Origin of the sequence: Pseudomonas sp. BJP69 (assembly GCF_007633355.1) — a bacterium.
GTDB lineage: Bacteria > Pseudomonadota > Gammaproteobacteria > Pseudomonadales > Pseudomonadaceae > Aquipseudomonas > Aquipseudomonas juntendi.
Genome location: NZ_CP041933.1, coordinates 3,578,055 through 3,596,951, shown reverse-complemented (window position 1 = coordinate 3,596,951; position 18,897 = coordinate 3,578,055). Strand labels below are relative to the sequence as shown.

The window sequence follows — 18,897 nt, the reverse complement described above, 5'->3', positions numbered from 1 at the left end:
TGCACCTGCTGTGCTGGCCCTGCCGCTGGTTTGCCGGCGCCAGGGCCAGCGCAGGCTACCACCGCATGCGCACCCCAAGGCTGCCAATCAGCCCATTGAGGTCATTGCCATCCACATCGCTGCTGTAGTCGGCACTGACGAACATGGCCACCGAGGGCGTTACCCGCGCCACCAGCCCCAGGCCCAGTTCCACCGTTGTCGAAAAGCGCGAACTGGAGATCTTGTCGACCTGTTCCAGCTTCACTTCGTCAGGGTTGCTGAAGTCATACCACACGTTGGTCCGCACATAAGGCTCCAGAGGCATGCCGCGCATTTCATAGCGCCCGGACAATGTGGCGCCGACGCGGCCGCTCCAGCTGGGCTGGCTGTCGAAGGCCTGCCGGGTTGCGTGCTGCCCTTGGCTGCCGGGGAAGTACTGCTGGTTCATCAATTGCGCCTGGGGTTCGATCACCCAACTGCCAGCCAGTGGGATCGGATAGCCGCCCTCCACCGAGAAGGTCATCGCGTGGCCGCTGTCGCCCGGCCGTTGGCCGGTGTCACCCCCGCCATCCACCTCGATGCGCGAACCCACGGCCACGGCATCCAGGTGCCAGCCCTGCGCGTGGGCCATGCTCCAGTACATGCCCTGGTTTTCCCCGCTCAGTTGCGCGGTATTGCGCGGCTTGTCGCCCAACAGCGGGCGCATGCCATTGAAGCTGCTTTGCAGGTTGTTGTGGCCGACCACCCTCCCGGCGCGTTGCACATCGCCTGCTGGCGTTGCACGTACGAACAACTCGGGGCCGGTCATCAGCTGCAGGTCGGGCGCTGCGAACGGTTCGGGCGCTTGCGTGCCGTTGCGGGGTAGAGGCGGATAAAGCTGGGACCACTCATACGCGAACGTTTCCACCGGGGTTGCCAGAAGCAGCGACGTGGAAACCGCGTAGAAAAGACGGTCGATGCGCACGGGGCTCGAAGTGGTTTTCATGGCGGGTCTCCTTTGCTCTTGTGAAGTACAGCTTGAGGACCTGGTCTGTTGTCACAGGCTGTACGGCAAAACAGAGGGCGACCCAAACCAGCACGCCCGCTTCGGCACACGCGCCCAAAGGCGCGCGCTAGAGGCTCGGCGCGAGATTTTTACTGCTCGGTAATCTTCAGCTAAGGAGAGGGGAGGGCTTGCGTCAAGAAAACGTGAAAGGCCCGTTCACCTTTTGTGGGGGTGACCAAGGCGCTGATTCAAAAGAAAAACCGTGCGGCTATAGCGGCGTTTGCTATTTCCCGCACGGGCGCTATGAAGAATGATTGCTAGCGCCACGCTTTGACAGTGGCGGCGTTCGATCTCACAGGCACTGAAGAGGCCGCGGCGGGCACCTGCCCACCGCGCCTGCCCGGTTCACTCGTCTTCGCGTTGCAACACCATTAACACCATCGAGCGCCCCTTCACCTCGAAGGTGCTGTCGAACTGCAGGTGCTGGCCCTTGCGCAGTTCGGGCCGGTCAGTGTCGATCAGGCAGTTCCAGTGATCGCCATCCGGTACTGTCGGCAGCTTGAACGGCACCACATCATGGTGCGAGTTGACGATCAGCAGCACGGTTGCCTCGGCACCGGGCCGGGCAATACCGCTGACCTGCGCGCGGCCATCGATCAGCATGCCCAGGCAGCGGCCGTGCGGGTCTTCCCACTGTTCCACGGTCATCTCGCCGCCATCCGGTGCCAGCCAGGTCACGTCCTTGACCCCGATCGCTTCGTTGTAATCGCCGACCAGGAACCTCGAGCGGCGCAGTACCGGGTAGGTGAGGCGCAGGCGAGTCAGGCGCTTGACGAAGGCCAGCAGCTCTTTGCCTTCCTCGTCGAGGTCCCAGTTGATCCAGCCGATCTCACTGTCCTGGCAGTAGGCGTTGTTGTTGCCGTGCTGGGTGCGGCTGAACTCGTCGCCCGCAACGATCATCGGCGTGCCCTGGGCCAGCAGCAAAGTGGCGAAGAAGTTGCGCATCTGGCGCATGCGCAGGGCGTTCACGGCCGGGTCTTCGGTCGGCCCTTCGGCGCCGCAGTTCCACGAAAGGTTGTTGTCGGTACCGTCCTGGTTGTTTTCGTCGTTGTCTTCGTTGTGCTTGTGGTTGTACGACACCAGGTCGCGCAAGGTAAAACCGTCGTGCGCGGTGATGAAGTTGACCGAGGAGTACGGCCGGCGGCCGCGGTTGTTGAACATGTCGCCCGAGGCCGTCATGCGCGCGGCAAAGTCGGCCAGCTGGCCTTCATCGCCTTTCCAGAAGGCGCGCACGGTGTCACGGAAGCGGTCGTTCCATTCGGCCCAGCCGGGGGCGAAGTTGCCCACCTGGTAGCCGCCCGGCCCGCAGTCCCACGGCTCGGCAATCAGTTTGACCTGGCTCAGCATCGGGTCCTGGCGGCAGGCCACGAGGAAGCCGTGGCGCTCGCTATAGCCGTCATGGTACCGGCCAAGGATGGTCGCCAGGTCGAAGCGGAAGCCGTCCACGTGCATTTCGCCAGCCCAGTAGCGCAGCGAATCGGTGACCAGTTGCAGCACGCAGGGGTGGCTCAGGTCGAGGGTGTTGCCGGTGCCGGAGTCGTTGATGTAGTAGCGCTTGTCATCCGGCATCAGGCGGTAGTACGAGGCGTTGTCGATACCGCGCATCGACAGGGTCGGGCCGCGTTCGTTGCCCTCGGCGGTGTGGTTGTAGACCACATCGAGAATCACCTCCAGCCCGGCGTCGTGCAGGTGCGCGACCATCTCCTTGAACTCGGCGATCTTGCCGCTGGCCAGGTAGCGCGGGTGCGGCGCGAAAAAGGCGATGCTGTTGTAGCCCCAGTAGTTGTTCAGGCCCTTGTCCAGCAGGTGCTGGTCGTTGACGAACGCGTGAATCGGCAGCAACTCGATACTGGAAACACCCAGGTCCTTGATGTGCTTGAGCAATTCGTCGTTGGCCAAGCCGGCGAAGGTACCGCGCAGCTCCTCCGGCACGGCGGGGTGGCGCATGCTGATGCCGCGGGTGTGCGCCTCGTAGAGGATGGTGCGCTCCCAAGGTACTTGAACGCGCTCGTCACGGCCCCAGGTGAAGGCCGGGTCGATCACCTTGCACTTGGGCACGAAGGGGGCGCTGTCACGTTCATCGAACGACAGGTCGTCGTCGGGGTGGCCGATGGTGTAGCCAAACAGCGCCTCTGACCACTTGAGTTCGCCGACCAGCTGCTTGGCATAAGGGTCTATCAGCAGTTTGTTGGGGTTGAAGCGGTGACCGTTTTGCGGCTCGTACGGGCCATAGACGCGGTAGCCATACACCAGGCCAGGGTGCGCATCGGGCAGGTAGCCATGGTAGATCTCGTCCGTGTATTCGGGCAGCTCGATGCGTTCGAGCTCATGCTCGCCGGTGGCGTCGAACAGGCACAGCTCGACCTTGGTGGCATTGGCCGAAAACAGGGCGAAGTTGACGCCCAGCCCATCCCAGGTGGCGCCGAGGGGAAAGGGTTGGCCTTCGCGGATGCGGGTTGGGGCAACCGAGCGGGTTTTCTTTGGGGTACGGGGGCTCATGGCAATCCTCAAATGGCCGTGGTGGAAGGTATGGAAGTGATGCAGTGCTGCCCAGGTGCCCTATCGGTGGCGCCCGGTCCCCTGAAGCAACCACGACCGCCAGCCGTGTGGCGATCATGGGGGAGCGGGCAGGCCGCGAAGTGGCCGAAACCGGTTTAACCGGCAGTTGGCTTTTTGACCGCCCTTGGTTTCTTCGCCGCCGCGGGTTTAACCCCCGGCAGTGCCGCTACCTTGGGTTCGGCCGGCGGCTTGGGCTCGGCTGCCGGCTTGGGTTTGGCAGGGGCCCGCTTGCGCGGTGCGGCTTTGGGTGCCAGGGCCTCGGCCTCGGCCAGCTTGCGAGCCATTTCCCAGTGGCGGTCTTCCTGGCCGGCGGGTTTACCTTCTGACTCCCAGATCTGGTAGGCAAATTCGCGAATACGCTTTTCATCGACACTCATCGAAACGCTCCTGATGCTCAAGATTGTTGGATCAACAGGTTGACCGGAAACTCCGCCAGCACGGCGCTCAACATCAGCTCCCTTGATGAGCTGACCGCCGCGCATGGGAAAAGTCCCGTCGAATTGGCAGGTGATACGGCAAACGGTAAAACCAGCCGGGTGTCGTCCCAGTTCTGTGCCGGGATCAACGGTGTTGGCGCGCTGCCGAGCAGGCTGCTGGCCAGGCGCGGGGCCACGACGATGGCGCGTTCGCCTTCACCCAGCCGGGCGAAGGCGACGACCTTGTCGGCATGCCGGCCCTGTACCGTCAGCGGCAGGTAGGCACCGCGGCGGAACAGCTCGGCGTGCGCCTGGCGGCAGTCCAGCACACGGGCTACCAAGGCCTGCTTGAGGCGGCCGTCGCGCCAGTGCGACAGCAGCTCGGCCAAAGGGGTGGCGCTTTCCAGGGTGGCACGCCGCAAAGCGTAGTCCACGGCGCGGCGGTTGTCCGGGTCGACCAGGCTCAGGTCCCAGTATTCGTTGCCCTGGTACAGGTCGGGCACGCCCGGGGTGGTCATGCGCAGCAGGGCCTGCACCAGGCCATTGAGGGCGCCGGGGCAGGCGAGCAGTTGTGCGGCATCGGCCACCGATTGGCGCAACTGCTGGTTTTCACTGCCCAGCAGCAAACCGTCCAGGTAGCGGGCACAGGCCGCCTCGTAGGCTTCGTTCGGTGCGTTCCAGCTGCTGCGCAGCTTGGCCTCGCGCAGGGCCTTCTGCTGCCACTGGCGCACGCGTTCGGCGTATTGGCGCAAGGCGTTGGCGTCGTGCAGGTCAAGGTCCAGCGGCCAACTGCCGAGCAGCGTCTGCAACAGCATCAGCTCGTCGCCGGGGCTGGGCGCCAGGCCGTCCTCCAGCGGCGCACGCAGCGGCGCCGCCAGCTCGCGCCAGTGCTCCACGCGGCTGGCCAGCCACGGCCCACGCTCGCTGAGCACAGCCAGGCGGGCGCGTGTGTCTTCGCCACGCTTGTGGTCATGGGTGGCGGTGGCCAGCAGGTTGTCGGGGAAGTCACGCAGGCGCCGTTGCGCTTCGTTGTGGAAGTGCGCCAGCGGGGCACTGAAGCGCTCGGCCTCGAAGCCCACATCGTTGCGCGACAGCAGCCGCGCGCTGCGGTAGAAGGCCGTGTCCTCCACCGCCTTGGCGGCACTGGGCGCGGTCAGTTGCTGGAAGCGTACGCAGGCATGGCGCAACTGCTTGCGCGCGCGCCCCGACGGCAATTGCCGCCAGCCTTGGCCACCCAGCCACTGTTCCAGCTGGTCGAGCAACGGCCAGTCGGCTTCGGCCAGGTCCTGGCGGGCATTGGTCAGGGCTTGCTGGAAAAACACTTCGTCTTCAGCCGGGCGCCCGCAAGCATTGAAGTAGGTGCGGTAGACCGGATAGTGCGCCACCAGCGCCTGCAAGGCACGGCGGATGGCGCCCAAGGTCAGGTCGCGGGTCATCAGGTCGTTGCGGGCGACCTGCAACAGCGCCTGGGCTACCGACTCGCAGTCGCCTGCCAGGCTGGCGTTGAGCACCAGGTGGCGCGCCTGGCGCACTTCTTCAGCAAAGGCCGGGCGCTCGCTGACGTTGGCCCACAACTCGGTCAGCGGTGCTTCGCCGGCCGGGTCGTGCTGCAGCAGCGATACCTGGTTCATGAACTCGTAGCCAGTGGTGCCGTCGGTGTGCCAGTCGAGGTGCAGGTGTTCGCCGCTGCCGAGAATCTTTTCCACGTAGATCGGGAAGTGTTCGACCGCGGCGTTCAGCGGCCGACTGGCCAGCAGGCCGTCGACGCGCCGGCGCAGCTTGCGGCAATAGCCGCGCGGGTCGGCCAGGCCGTCGATATGGTCAATGCGCAGGCCGTCCACCAGGCCGCGTTCGATCAGCTCGAAGAGCTTGGCGTGGGTCGCCTCGAACACCACCGCGCGCTCGACCCGCAGGCCACCCAGTTCGTTGATGTCGAAGAAGCGCCGCCAGTTGATGTCGTCGGCGGCGGTGCGCCAGCTGGCCAGCCGGTAAGTCTGGCGCTCCAGCAGCAGGTGCAGGCGCTTGAAGCCGCTTTCGGCACGGCTGTCGAACGCCACCAGGGCCGATTCGAGGTCGGCACCCTGCTGCACCAGGCGCGCCAGTTCGGCCTGCAGGGGCAGGGCGTCAGCCAATGGCGTGGCCGCTTCGCCCAGCGCCGTGAAATGCTCTGCCAGGGCCTGCAAGGCGGGGTCCGGGCTCAGGGCCAGGATCCAGCCGTAGTCGATCGGGCAAATCGGGAAACGGTGCTGGTAGTGGGCGACTTGCAGCACGCCCCGGTCCTTGTCGAACTCCAGCGGGAGTTCGCCGTTTTTCAAGCACACGCCATAGTCGTTGCCCAGGAACGGCAACAGCAATTGCCCGGCCAACAGCGGATCGCTGGAATGCCACTGGATGTCGAAGAATTCTGCGTACGGGCTACGCCGGCCCCAGGCCAGCAGGCATTGCCACCATGGGTTGTCCGCGCCGCCTACGGCCATGTGGTTGGACACGGTGTCGAGGATCAGCCCCATGCCATGCTGGCGCAAGGCCGCGACCAGGCGCTGCAACGCCGCCTCGCCGCCCAGCTCGGGGTTGACCTGGGTCGGGTCGACCACGTCGTAGCCGTGGCGTGAACCGGCACGGGCCTTGAGGATGGGTGAGGCATACAGGTGGCTGATGCCCAGTTGGGCGAAGTAGGGCACCAGCGGCACGGCGTGGTCGAGGGTGAAGTCACTGTGGAACTGCAGGCGCAAGGTGGCGCTCAAGGGCTTCATCGGTCACGCTCCCAGGCTTGTTCGCGGGCTTGGGCAAGCAGCTCCAGGCGCCGCGCGGCATCGTCGTCATTGAGCAGTTCATTCACCGGGCGGGCGAAGCGCCGGCGCCAGTTGGGGTGGCCGGTGGTGGTGCCTGGCAGGTTGGGTTGCTCGTCGCAGCCCAACAGGTCTTCCAGCGGTACCAGCACCAGTGGCGCCCGGGTATGGCCCACGTAGCGGATGGCGGCATCGATCACGGCGTCATCGTCCTTGAGCACGCCATAGTTGGCTTGCAAGGTGCGGCGCAGGCCGTCGTGTTGTTTCTGGCGGTCGTGTCGCCAGTGCAGTTCGGTGGCAGCGTCAATGAGTTGCAAGCGGTGGCTCCAGTCGATATCGCGGTTTTTCAGCCAGCCGGCCAGGGGCGCCAGGTCGTGTGTACCGGTAGTGGCCAGGGCGTTGTCGGGCCAGTCCAGTATCGGCGTGAACTGCCCAGGCTGGCGCTGCTCGAAAGGCAGCACGCGCATGCCCAGCACGGCTTTCTCGGCCAGGGCTTCGCGCAGGCCGGCGGGCACCGTGCCCAGGTCTTCGCCAAGGATGATGGCCTGGTGGCGGTGCGATTCCAGCGCCAGCAGCCGCAGCAGGTCCTCCAGCGGGTAGTTGAGGTAGGCACCTTCGCTGGGCTCGGCGCCTTGCGGTATCAGCCACAGCCGGCGCAGGCCCATGACGTGGTCGATGCGCAGGCCGCCGGTATGCGCCAGGTTGGCCCGCAACATTTCGATGAACGCGCGGTAGCCGTTGCGCTTGAGGCCTTCGGGCGAAAAGGCGCAAATGCCCCAGTTTTGTCCGGCCCGGTTGAGAATGTCGGGCGGTGCGCCCACATTCAGGCCCGACAGCAATTCGTCCTGGCGGCTCCAGGCCTGGCTGCCGGCACCGTCGGCGCCAACTGCCAGGTCGGCGATCAGGCCCACCCTCATGCCGTTGCCGCGGGCGGCCTCGTGGGCGCGTTGCAGGCCACGCTCGGTGAGCCATTGGCAGAACGCGTGGAACTCCACCTTGGCCGGGTAGGCCTCGGCGATGGCCTGGACTTGCGGGTGACAGGGGTCTTGCCAGGGCGTGGGCCAGTGCCGCCAGTCGGCGCCCAGGCCATGCTCCACGGCATGGGCCTGCAGCACTTCGAAGCGGCAATGATGCTCCAGCGCTTCCCCGGCGGCTTTGCGGAAACTGTCGAAGTCCTCGCGCAGCGGGTGGCTGCCTTGGCTGAACCCCTGGTACAGCGCCTCCAGCACACGCAGCTGGGCGCTGGCGGCACGTGGCCAGTCAACCAGTGGCCGCTGCTGCAGCTCTTCCAGCTGTTGTTCCAGGCCGCAGGCTTCGATGGCCATGCGCACTTCCCGTTCACCCAGCAGGGCGGCGGGGCTGGCGTACAAGGTATTGAGCAGCAGGCGGCTGGAGGGCGAGTAGGGGCTGTAATGTTCCTGGTCGATGGCCGACAGGGCATGAATCGGGCTGATGGCCAAGGCATCGGCGCCGCGCTCTGCGGCCGAGCGGGCCAGTTGTTCAAGGGCCAGGCAGTCGCCATAACCGCCGTCGCCAGGGCGGCGCAGGCTGTACAGCTGAACCGCCAGCCCCCAGCAGCGCGCGGGTGTTTGCTGCGCGCTGTGCTCAAGGCTGTCTTCAAGGCTATGGCAACGGGGCGGCGCTACGGCCACCGTGAAACGGCGGCTGTCGATTTCGACCTGGTGGTAGCCGACAGGCAGTTCACCGGGCAGGCGGGCCTGCCGGTCAAGTTCCAGCACACGCGTGGCGCTGTCCTCGAGGGTGCAACGGGCGACGCTGGCCGAGCTGAAATAGCGTGACAGGTCCAGCGGCTGGCCCTGGTCGGCCGTCAACAAAGGCGGTAGGTGCTCACTGTCGTCAGCGGTCTCCAGGGCCTGCAGGCTTGCGGCGATTGCCGCATCGTCGCCGGCCGGGTGGCCCAGGCTTTCGAGCAGGTTGCGCAGCACGTGGTCGCTCACGCGCTGAGGGCGGTCATTGGCGTCGATCCAGTCGCGGCTAAGCCCGACGCGGTTCGCCAAGCGGTGCAGGGCGGTTTCGCTCATGGGCGCTCCTGGGCAGGGGGAAGCAGGCTGACCACGCAGCTGTACGCCGCCAGTTGGCTGTCGGGGTGGCGAGCATCGCCGCTGTCGAACAACCGCAAGGGCGGTGGCGGCAGCTCGACCGGCTGCGGGCTGTCGGCCAGGTTCAGGTCGATGCGCAAGGTGTTGCCATTGCCCAGCTGCCAGCGTGCGGTGACTGCCTTGTCACCGTGCACCTCGGCGCCCAGTGCACAGCTGCCAGGCAGGTGCGGGATCACATGGTGGCGGCGCAGGTCGAGCAACTGCTGATACAGGCCATGCCAGCCGGCCAGCACCTGCTTGCTGTAAGGGCGCGATGCGGCATAGGTCTGTTCGGCGTTGGGGTCGGGGATGTGCTCGCGCTGCTCGGGGTCAGCGAAGGCCTTGAAATGGGCGAACTCGCCACGGCGGCCTTCGCGCACTGCATCGGCCAGTTCGTCGTGGAAGTCGGTAAAGAACAGGAGGGGCTGGCAACTGCCTTCTTCGTCACCCATGAACAGCAGGGGGATCATCGGTGCCATCAGGAGCAAGGTGGTGGCAGCGCGCAGCGCCGGCGGTGGGCACAGGCGGGTCAGGCGCTCGCCCAGTGCGCGGTTACCAACCTGATCGTGGTTCTGCAAGAACAGTACGAAGGCACTGGGTGGCAGATGCGCACTGGGTTCGCCGCGCGGCGTTCCGTGGCGGTTGGCCTGGCCCTGGAACACGAAGCCTTCGGCCAGGCAGCGTGCCAGCTGGTCGATGGGGCGGTCCTTGTAGTCGGCATAATAGCCTTCGGTCTCGCCGGTGAGCAGCACATGCAGGGCGTTGTGGCCGTCATCGTTCCACTGCGCGTCGAAACCCTGTTGCAACAGGGTGGCCTGGTTGTGCTCGTTCTCCAGCACCAGCCACACGTGGCGCCCGGGCTCCACTGCGGCACGCACGCGCTCGGCCAGTTCCACCAGAAAATCGGGTTGGTCGATGGCATGTACGGCATCCAGGCGCAGGCCGTCGCAGCGGTAGTCGCACAGCCACATCAGTGCGTTCTGGATAAAGTATTCGCGCACCTGCGGGCGGCGAAAGTCGATGGCCGCGCCCCAGGGCGTCTGCCGGTCTTCCCGGAAGAACGGGCTGGCATACTGGTGCAGGTAATTGCCGTCGGGGCCGAAGTGGTTGTACACCACGTCTACCAGCACCATCAGCTTTCCACCATGGGCCTGGTCGACCAACGCGCACAGTTGCTCAGGGCTGCCGTAGGTGTGCTGCGGGGCGTAGGGCAGTACACCGTCGTAGCCCCAGTTGCGCTCGCCGGGGAACTGCCCCAGGGGCATCAGCTCTATTGCGCTGATACCCAGCGCGGCCAGCTTCGGCAGTTGCCGGGCTACGCCCTGGTAGCCATCGAGCAGCCCTACATGCAGCTCCTGAATGACCGCCTCGTGCCAGGGGCGGCCTAGCCACGGGTGCTGCCAGGGGTAGCTGGCCACATCCACCACCTGGCTGGGGCCGTGCACGCCAGTAGGCTGGTAGCGCGACGCCGGGTCGGCCACCTGCAGTTCATCATCAATTCGAAAGTGGTAACGGTCGCCGGCCCGGCAGGGCGCCACGCCGCTGAACCAACCGTCTTCATCGGGCTGCAGGGCGATAGCCGGCTGCTGCTCCAGTTCCACGCTCACGCTGCGCGCATCGGGTGCCCAGAGGGCGAAGCGCGCCGACGTGGCGTCCAGCAAGTGTGCGCCATGCCTGTGCATCTTACTGCCCTCGCTCAGTAGTGGCTCAGTTGTGCTTGCTTGACCAGGTCTTCGTACAGCCGGGCGTAGGGTTCCACTGCCTGGCACCAGTTGAACGGTTGGGTCATCGACAGGCAGCGCATGGCGTTGAGCAGGTCCTTCTTGCCATAAACGTAGAAGGCGCGGCCAAGCGCTTCGCGGTAGCTGTCGACGGTCGACTCGTTGAACAGGAAGCCCGTGACCCCGCACTCGATGGTGTCGGCCAGGCCGCCGGTATTGCGCGCCACTGGCAGCGAGCCAAAGCGCTGGGCATACATCTGGCTGAGCCCGCAGGGCTCGTAGCGCGAGGGCATCAGCAGGAAATCACTGCCGGCGAACATGCGCCGGGCGTCGGTTTCGTTGAAGCCGATGCGTACCCCGATACGGCCTGGGTGGCGCAGCGCCAGTTCGCGCATGGCCTGTTCTTCCTCAGGCTCGCCACGGCCGATGATCGCGATCTGCCCGCCTTGTTCGACGATGTAGTCGGCCACGGCCAAGGTCAAATCCAGGCCTTTCTGGTAAACCAGGCGCGAAACCACTGCGAACAGTGGGCCTTCGGAGTCGTCCAGGCCGAACAGTTGGCGTACTTCGTGGGTATTGCGTGCCTTGCCTTCCCAGTCATTGATGCTGAAGTTGTGCTGCAGGTGCTTGTCGGTGGCCGAGTCCCAGCTTTCGTCGATACCGTTGGGGATGCCGCCAAGCAGGCCTTGCTGGGCTTTGCTGGCGAGGAAACCATCCAGGCCGCAGCCGAATTCCGGGGTGGTGATTTCCCGGGCATAGGTGGCGCTGACCGTGGTGATGTGGCTGGAATAGGCAAGGCCCGCCTTGAGGAACGACAGCTTGCCGTAGAACTCCATGCCTTCCTGCTGCATGGCGTGTTCCGGGATGGCCAGTTCGGGGCTGCACCCACGGCTGTACACACCTTGGTAGGCCAGGTTGTGGATGGTGAACAGGGTTGGCGTGTTGAGGCCGCGCCAGTGCATGTAGGCTGGCGCCAGGCCGGCCGGCCAGTCATGCGCATGCACCACTTCGGGCTTCCAGTGGATCATGCCTTCGCCGGCTGCGATTTCCGCCGCGGCCAGGCCCAGGCGAGCGAAACGGATGTGGTTGTCTGGCCAGTCGCGACCGTTGTTGGCGCCATAGGGGGTGCCGTCGCGCTGGTACAGTTCGGGGCAGATGAGCACATAGATGACCAGGCCGTCGGGCATGTCCATGCGGCCGATCTTGCATGGCGGCAGGGCTGCGTGGCCGCCCAGTTCGCCGACGATATGGATCGGGTTGTCGCTTTCGACCACCTGCGGGTAGCCCGGGATCAATACCCGAACATCGTGCAAGTGCGCCAGGGCGCGCGGCAGGGCTGCAGACACGTCACCCAGGCCGCCTGTCTTGACCAGGTCGGCGATTTCCGAGGTCACGAACAGAATCTTGCGCTTGTTGGGGTTGTGCTGGCGCTGGGCGCCGGGTGCCTTGGCTGTCGTGGCGAAATCCGGGGTGAGCGGTTCGCGCTTCTCGGTGGTGAACGTGTTTACGTGTGGCTCGACAGCGGCACTGATCATACTTCTCTCCGTCCCTATGCTTGCCGGGTGCTGGCACCCGTGGCGTTGTTTCGTACTGGTTCTCTCTGCTTGCTGAATACGTACTGCTTTCCATGCCCCAAGGTCGTGCGCGCAGGCACCGCGCTCTCGGCGTTCCGGCCGAAGGCGTTTGAGCGGGTAGGGGTGGTGGCCGAAGCTGGGAGATCCCGTTGCGTTTGGCCTACTTAGTTCCTGACCTGCCCGCGTTCCGTAAAGTTCGACTTATTTTCGTCACTCTTCCATTGAGCAAATCGCGGGCCGAAAACCGAGTGTAGGAGAGAAAAGGCAGAAAAGGTGACCCACTGGTCACATTTGAGAGCATGCGGGCTAGACGCAAACGTTGGCGTTTGTGAGTGGATGTGAACAAGCATGAAGCGGGGTGGTTAATTGCGTGCTGATGCCGCGCCTTTTTGTGGCGCGATGGAGGGCATGCGCCATGTTGGTGCGCTTGTGCTCGCCCGAAAAAGGGCCGTGGGTGGGCGCGGGGTTTATTCGCGAAGCGCCGCTCGCGCGGCGCTCGATCTGGCAGAAGGTGAGCCGCTACAGCCCTTCACCCAGCACCCGGTCGATGCTGTCGACGAAGTAATCCACGCTGGCCCGGCTGGTGCACATCGGCGGCTTGATCTTGAGAATGTTCAGGTGATCCCCTGTGGGTTGCATGAAGATGCCCAATTCCCGCAACCTGTCGCAGAGCAGCTGGGTTTCCTGCGTCGCGGGCTCCAGTGTTTCGCGGTCACGCACCAGTTCCAGGCCCAGGTAGAAGCCCGAGCCATGCGCGGCGCCGGCCAGCGGGTGCTTGTCGACCAGCGCCTGCAGGCGCGCCTTGAAATAGCGCCCGGTGTCGCGGGCGTTGTCCCACAGGCCTTCTTCCTGCATCACGTCCAGTACTGCCATGCCAATGCGGCAACTGACCGGGCTGCCACCGGCAGACGAGAAGAAATAACCCTCGGCCTCCAGTGCTTCGGCAATGTCGCGGCGGGTAATGACCACCCCCAGCGGCTGGCCGTTACCCATGCCCTTGGCCATGGTGATGATGTCGGGCACCACGCCTTGCTGCTCGAAGCCCCAGAAGTATTCACCCAGGCGGCCGTAACCGACCTGGACCTCGTCGGCGATGCACACGCCGCCCCTGGCCCGGACCTTGGCATAGGCCTCGCGCAGGTACCCCGCTGGCAGCGCGATGCCACCGGCATTGCCGTACACCGGTTCGCAGATGATGCCGGCCAGCTGTCGGCCACGGGCATCGAGGTCGGCCAGCTTGGTGTCGACATCGCGCAGGTAGTCTGCTGCGCTGTCGGCGCCACGGTAGCGGCCGCGGAAGGTATTCGGCGCCTCGACCGGGTGCACCCAGTCCGGGCGGGTGTGCAACGCCTGCGGGTTGTCGGCGATCGACGTGGAGATGGCATCGGTGGCCACCGACCAGCCGTGGTAGGCCTCCAGCACGCTGAGCAGGTCGCGCCCGCCGCTGTAGGCCCAGGCCAGCCGTATTGCCAGGTCGTTGGCTTCGGTACCGCTGTTGACCATGAATACCCGGTCGAAGCCTTCGGGTACCAGCTTCAGCAAACGCTCGGAGAACTCGGTGACGGCTGCGTAGTGAAAGCGCGAGTTGGTATTGAGCAACGACCACTGCCGCGCCGACTCGGCGACCATGCGCGGGTGGCCATGGCCCAGTACCGCAACGTTGTTGAGCATGTCGAGGTAAGCGCGGCCTTGCATGTCGAACAGGTAGTTGCGCCAGCCACGTTCGATGTGGGGTGGCTGCGCGTAGTAGTGTTTCTGCGAGCGCGCGAAGCTGGCGTCGCGACGCGCCAACAGGGCCTGTGGGTCGGGCAGTGGCTCGGCATCGCAGTCCAGGCCCAGCAGCGGCGCGGGGGAAGGGCACAGGGCCAGCCAGGCATCGGCATGGGAAGGGGTGGCGAAGAACGGTGGCTGGGTGTCGGTGCCCAGGCACACTTGCACGCGAAGCACGCCGCAACTACGGCCCAGCGCCTGGCCCTGGGCCACGGCCTGGCCATCGGCTGGTGCATCCTGCAGCCCCTGCAGCCACAGGGCCCAGTGCGCAGTACGCAGGCAACCGCCAGCATCGCCATGGCGCTGCCAGGTGCCGGCCGCCGGTGCCTGGAGCAGGCTTGCGTGTGGCACATGCAGTTCAACGCCGAGGGCGCAAGTGGCCGGTTCTGCGGCGCGGTCGATATGGGTTTGCGACAGGCGATACTGCCCGTACAGGGTGCAGGCCGGGGCAGGTTGCCGGGTGAGCAGGTGCTGGTCGAAGCCAGGTTGCTCCCAGTTGCCCGCCTCATAGTGCGCACTGAGCACGCCGAGGTCGAGCCGGTGCACCGTCTGCCCTTGCAGTTCGGGAAGCAGCGGCGCGCAGCCGCTCATGTCTGGCGTGGCGACCGGCAACCCCGCAGCCCGCAGGATCGCTGCCTGCATCAAGGCGAAGGGCACGGCGGTGGCGGTGTCGAAAATTTCCCACTCATGGGCGACATTGTCGCGGGTGTACTGGTTGCCTGGGTCCACCGCCAACTGCTGTGCGCTGCTCAGCACCAGTACTGCGGCGCGGTTCAGCACCAGTGGCCACAAGGCCCGTAGCTCTGCCTCCGTGAGTGGGTTGTGGGCCTGGTAGGCGCGGATCGCCGGGAGGATCCGCAGCGGGTCGCCTTCGGCGTGGTGCAGCAGCGCCGCACAGGTTACCGACAGGTCGGCGATGCGCCAGGTACGTAGCAGGTCGCCGAAGTCGATCAGCCCTCGCAATTGCCATTGGCGCTGGTCGTCGCGCGCCCACACGGTGTTGTCGTCGGTGATGTCCAGGTGCACGGCTTGGCTTGGCAGGCTGCCGATCAGGGGTGCCAGGTGGTGGGCAGCGACCGCGGTAGCCTGTGTGATGCGGCGGCGCTGGTCGGCATCGTGCAGCACAGGGAGCAGGTGCTCTATCAGCGTTTGCGCATGCTTGGGGTCCCATTGCAGGGTGCGCTCGAGGCCAGGGTGGTCGAAACCGGCCAAGGCCCGATCAAGCTTTGCGCAAAGCCCGCCCAGTTCGGCCATCAGTTGCGCCGGGAGGTGGGCAAGGCGCGTGAGCGGTTGCCCCTCGATGTATTCCAGCAGGCGTACCCGCAATGGCTGGTCTGCGACGTCCAGGGCCAGCAAGGCTTCGCCACTGAGTGCCGGGCGCACGCCTGGCACGGGCAGGCCATGCTCGCACAGGTAGGCGAGGGCCGCATGCTGGGCCTCCAGTTCGACCTGGGCGTAGCTGCCATGGCATGCCTTGAGCACGAAGCTGCCTTGCGGCGCGACCACACGCAGGTTCAGGTCCTGCTGGCTGCCCAAGGCCGACAACTCACCGGTGAGGCCGTAGTGGGCCTGCAGCAGGCCTTGCGCCTGGGGGGCGCTGAGCACAGGGCCTGGCAAGCTGGAACGCTGGACCAGCGCGTGGAGGGCAGGGGAGGCAGTTTGGGGGTGACTGGACATGGGCTCTACCGTTGAGGCGGGTGGACGAAGCGACTTTATGCCCTACCTGGCTGATGACTAAAGACGATCGTCATCAGATTTTCTGATGACTGGTGCAGTGGCTGTTACACACTGAAACGGTACGTGTGTGCCCGTGAAACCGGGGGTTGGTGAACTTCCTTCGTGGGCCGATCTCTTACTAGGCAGGTGATGTTGCATCACCGTCTGTCGAAATTTAATGCGAAAAGTTGTACAAAAATTTCTCTCTGTACAAGTATTGATGTAGCGTAGTGCTATTACTCTATGCTTGGGTCCGCGTGGGACAGGTGAGATGCCATGAAAGTTGCCCCCGTTCCGCCCAATGAACCCGACCGTTTGGCGAAGATCGCCGAATGGTGCGTACTGCATCAGCCGCAGAGCAGCGAACTGACTGCGCTGGTCGAGATGGCCCGCCGCTACTTTTCCATGCCGATCTGCCTGGTTTCGATCGTAGGGGAGTGCGAGCAATGGTTCATGGCCAAGGGCGGGCTGGCCGCTGATGCCACCCCCCGGGATGTTTCATTCTGTGCCCACACCATTCTCCAGGCACAGCCACTGGAAGTGCTGGACGCTGCCCTGGACCCGCGCTTTGCCGACAACCCCCTGGTCACGGGTGAGCCTGGCATTCGCTATTACTGCGGGGCCCCGCTGCTGGTAGACAGCCAGGTGGCCATCGGCAGCTTCTGCATCATCGATACTGCACCACGGCCCGCCCTGGATGAGGCGCAACGGTCGATGCTGACGTCCTTCAGCGAAATGGCCATGCACATCATCGCCGGCATGCGCCGCAACAATTTTCACGACCAGGCCACCGGCCTGTTCAACCGCCTGAAGCTCGAGTGTGATGTGGTGGCGGGCCTGGAGCGGGGTAAGTCGCTGACCCTGTTGGCGGTGGACATCATGGCCGCCGAGGCCCTCAGCGATATCATCCGCGGCCTGGGTTACAACTTTGCCCACGACCTGACGCTGCAGGCCAAGGCGCGCATCGCCAGCCAGCTGGATAACGGCTTGTCGTTGTACAAGATCAGCCCGACCCGCTTCGGTGTGCTGCTGGAAGACGCAGCCGACGTACAGCCTTTGTGCGAGCGGATTGTCGACGCCCTGCAGGCGCCTGCGCAATGCCACCACATTCCGGTGTTGCTGGACGCCGGTATCGGCATCGCCCCCATCACGCAGCAGTGCGAAGACCGTGACGGCATGGAGTGGATGCGCCGGGCAGTCGCGGCAGCGGATACCGCGCGGCGCAGGCCTGGCCGGCATGGGTGGTACGAGCCGGACGTGGACGCTGCGCAACGCCGTGCGTTCCTGTTGCTGGCCTCGTTGGCCCAGGCGCTGCAGAGCGACGATGAACTGAGCCTGCACCTGCAACCGCGGATTGAGCTGCCTTCGGGCCGATGCGGTTCTGCCGAAGCCTTGCTGCGCTGGCGCCACCCGCTACTGGGCGATGTCGCCCCGGCGGAGTTCATCCCTTTGGCTGAAAAAACGGCGCTCATGGCCAGCCTCAGCCTTTGGGTGATGCGCGCAGCCTTGCGGGTGCTGGCCTGTACCCGGGACCTGGATTTCAGTCTCAGCTTCAACGTCACCGCGCGCGACCTGGAAAGCGCAGGGTTCATGGATGCACTGCTGCACAGCTTGCAGGCCCAGGCCATCGAGCCGCAGCGGGTACAGCTCGAATTCACCGAGAGTGTCTTGATCGAACAGCCCGAAGAAGTGCTGCAGCAACTGCTGCGTGCGCACCAGGCAGGCATCGCCATTGCCATCGATGACTTCGGCACGGGCTACAGCAACTGGGTTTACCTGACGCAAATCCCCGCCAGCATCGTCAAGCTCGACAGGTCGCTGGTGCACCGTGCCGCCTCGGGCACGCGTGAAGCATTGTTGGTGCAGTCGGTGGTAGGGCTGGCCAACGAACTCGGTTATCAAGTGGCCGCCGAAGGGATCGAAACCGCCGAACAGTTGGTCCAGGCCTGCGCCTGGGGCTGTGTTGAAGCGCAGGGCTATTTCATCGCCAGACCGATGCCTGCAGCCGTTTTCAAGGAGTGGTTTCACGACACTCAACAGAAAGTGTCTGTTGTCTGACTTCCCACCATGATGCATAACATCGCAGGTCTTATTGATGTTTAATCGCCACCTCAAAACTGCACTGGCAGCGCAACAGGCCGAGCTCGTGCAACTGCGTCAGCGGCTGGCCGAACTCGAGCAGGGTGCCATGCTGCGCCTGGACGGGCAGAACCGTATCGCGGAGTGCACCGCGGGTTTTGCCCAGGCACTCGGCGCCGCGCCGGGCGATGTCGTGGGCATGCCCCTGCAACAGTGGCTGGCCGCGCCTGGGCTGGAAAGCCAGGCGTTGCTCGAAGCCTTGCTGCGTTCCACGGCGATGATCCAGTTTGGCCTGGACGGCAGGGTGCAAGCTGCCAACCCGATGTTTCTCGCCGCCATGGGCTACCGCCTGGAGCAACTGATCGGCCAGCACCATCGAATTTTCTGTGATGCCAAGGAAACCGCCAGTGCCGAGTACACGGCGTTCTGGCGCACGCTCAATGCTGGCCGGTACGTGACCGGGCGATTCCGGCGTATTGACAGCCAAGGGCGCGAGATCTGGCTGGAGGCCAGCTACAACCCGGTCCATGATGCCAGTGGCAAGCTGGTGAAAGTGGTCAAATTCGCCACGGTGGTGACCGCCCAGGTCGAGCGTGAACAGGCGGTAAGGCAGGCGGCCAACATGGCGCTGGACATTTCCCGGCGCACGGACGCCAGTGCCAGCGATGGTGTCACGGTGATGCAGGGCATGCAGCAGGCCATGCAGAACGTGGCGAGCCAATTACACTGCGCCGGCGATACCATTGCTGCCTTGGGCCAGCAGTCGACGGTCATCAGTACGATCGTGCAGACCATTGGGGCCATTGCGTCGCAGACCAACCTGTTGGCCCTGAATGCGGCGATCGAAGCTGCGCGCGCCGGCGACCAGGGGCGGGGCTTCGCCGTGGTGGCCGATGAAGTGCGCAAGCTGGCGGGGCGCACCAGCACCGCCACGGCCGAGATCGATGCGGTGGTCGCGCACAATCATCTGCTGGCTAACCAGGCGGTCAGCGAGGTGGAGCGTAGCCGCCAGGAAGCGGCCAATGCGGTGGATTTCGTTACCCAGGCGAGTACGGCCATAGGCGGTATTCAGGCCGGTGCCAGGCAAGTGGTGGCGGCCGTTGGCCGGGTGAGCGAAGACCTGTAGCCAGGCAGCGGGAAACGCGCCGCC

General features: G+C 65.0%; 10 protein-coding genes. 2 read left to right on the top strand and 8 right to left on the bottom strand.

Translation table 11 applies throughout. The annotated features are described in order from the left end of the window. Positions 1–55: 55 nt before the first annotated feature. The 8 genes from FPB55_RS16680 to FPB55_RS16645 all read right to left on the bottom strand — a co-directional run bounded on the left by FPB55_RS16680 (position 56) and on the right by FPB55_RS16645 (position 15,629). Complete coding sequence (locus FPB55_RS16680; RefSeq protein ID WP_144188715.1) at positions 56–964, bottom strand: autotransporter outer membrane beta-barrel domain-containing protein; 909 nt, start codon at positions 962–964, stop codon at positions 56–58. 405 nt (positions 965–1,369) lie between these two features. Then, the gene (glgX, locus tag FPB55_RS16675; RefSeq protein ID WP_054904818.1) at positions 1,370–3,523 is read right to left on the bottom strand and encodes a glycogen debranching protein GlgX; all 2,154 of its coding nucleotides are present in this window, start codon (positions 3,521–3,523) and stop codon (positions 1,370–1,372) included. Positions 3,524–3,678: 155 nt separating this feature from the next. After that, positions 3,679–3,960 (bottom strand): DUF2934 domain-containing protein, encoded by a 282-nt coding sequence (locus FPB55_RS16670; RefSeq protein ID WP_029886657.1) that lies wholly within the window; start codon positions 3,958–3,960, stop codon positions 3,679–3,681. Between the two features lie 17 nt (positions 3,961–3,977). Beyond that, on the bottom strand, positions 3,978–6,752 hold the full coding sequence (locus FPB55_RS16665; RefSeq protein ID WP_144188713.1) for a malto-oligosyltrehalose synthase: 2,775 nt from the start codon (positions 6,750–6,752) through the stop codon (positions 3,978–3,980). Further along, positions 6,749–8,830, bottom strand: a complete 2,082-nt coding sequence (malQ, locus tag FPB55_RS16660) for a 4-alpha-glucanotransferase (RefSeq protein ID WP_144188711.1) — start codon at positions 8,828–8,830, stop codon at positions 6,749–6,751. Before malQ ends, FPB55_RS16665 begins: the two co-directional genes overlap by 4 nt. After that, positions 8,827–10,569 carry a malto-oligosyltrehalose trehalohydrolase gene (treZ, locus tag FPB55_RS16655; RefSeq protein ID WP_144188709.1) on the bottom strand — a complete coding sequence of 581 codons (1,743 nt, stop codon included), beginning with the start codon at positions 10,567–10,569 and terminating at the stop codon, positions 8,827–8,829. The genes malQ and treZ overlap by 4 nt, the downstream gene beginning before the upstream one ends. 14 nt (positions 10,570–10,583) lie before the next feature. Next, a complete protein-coding gene (gene glgA, locus FPB55_RS16650; RefSeq protein ID WP_029886653.1) occupies positions 10,584–12,143 on the bottom strand; it encodes a glycogen synthase GlgA in 1,560 nt (519 codons plus the stop codon). A gap of 558 nt (positions 12,144–12,701) precedes the next feature. Further along, the gene (locus tag FPB55_RS16645; RefSeq protein ID WP_144188707.1) at positions 12,702–15,629 is read right to left on the bottom strand and encodes an aminotransferase; all 2,928 of its coding nucleotides are present in this window, start codon (positions 15,627–15,629) and stop codon (positions 12,702–12,704) included. 315 nt (positions 15,630–15,944) lie between these two features. Here FPB55_RS16645 and FPB55_RS16640 point away from each other — a divergent pair, with 315 nt between their 5' ends. Both FPB55_RS16640 and FPB55_RS26840 read left to right on the top strand, forming a co-directional pair. Further along, complete coding sequence (locus tag FPB55_RS16640) at positions 15,945–17,726, top strand: EAL domain-containing protein (RefSeq protein WP_144188705.1); 1,782 nt, start codon at positions 15,945–15,947, stop codon at positions 17,724–17,726. A gap of 37 nt (positions 17,727–17,763) precedes the next feature. Further along, entirely contained in the window at positions 17,764–18,873 is a 1,110-nt protein-coding gene (locus FPB55_RS26840; RefSeq protein ID WP_144188703.1) for a methyl-accepting chemotaxis protein, read from the top strand. Positions 18,874–18,897: the final 24 nt, after the last annotated feature.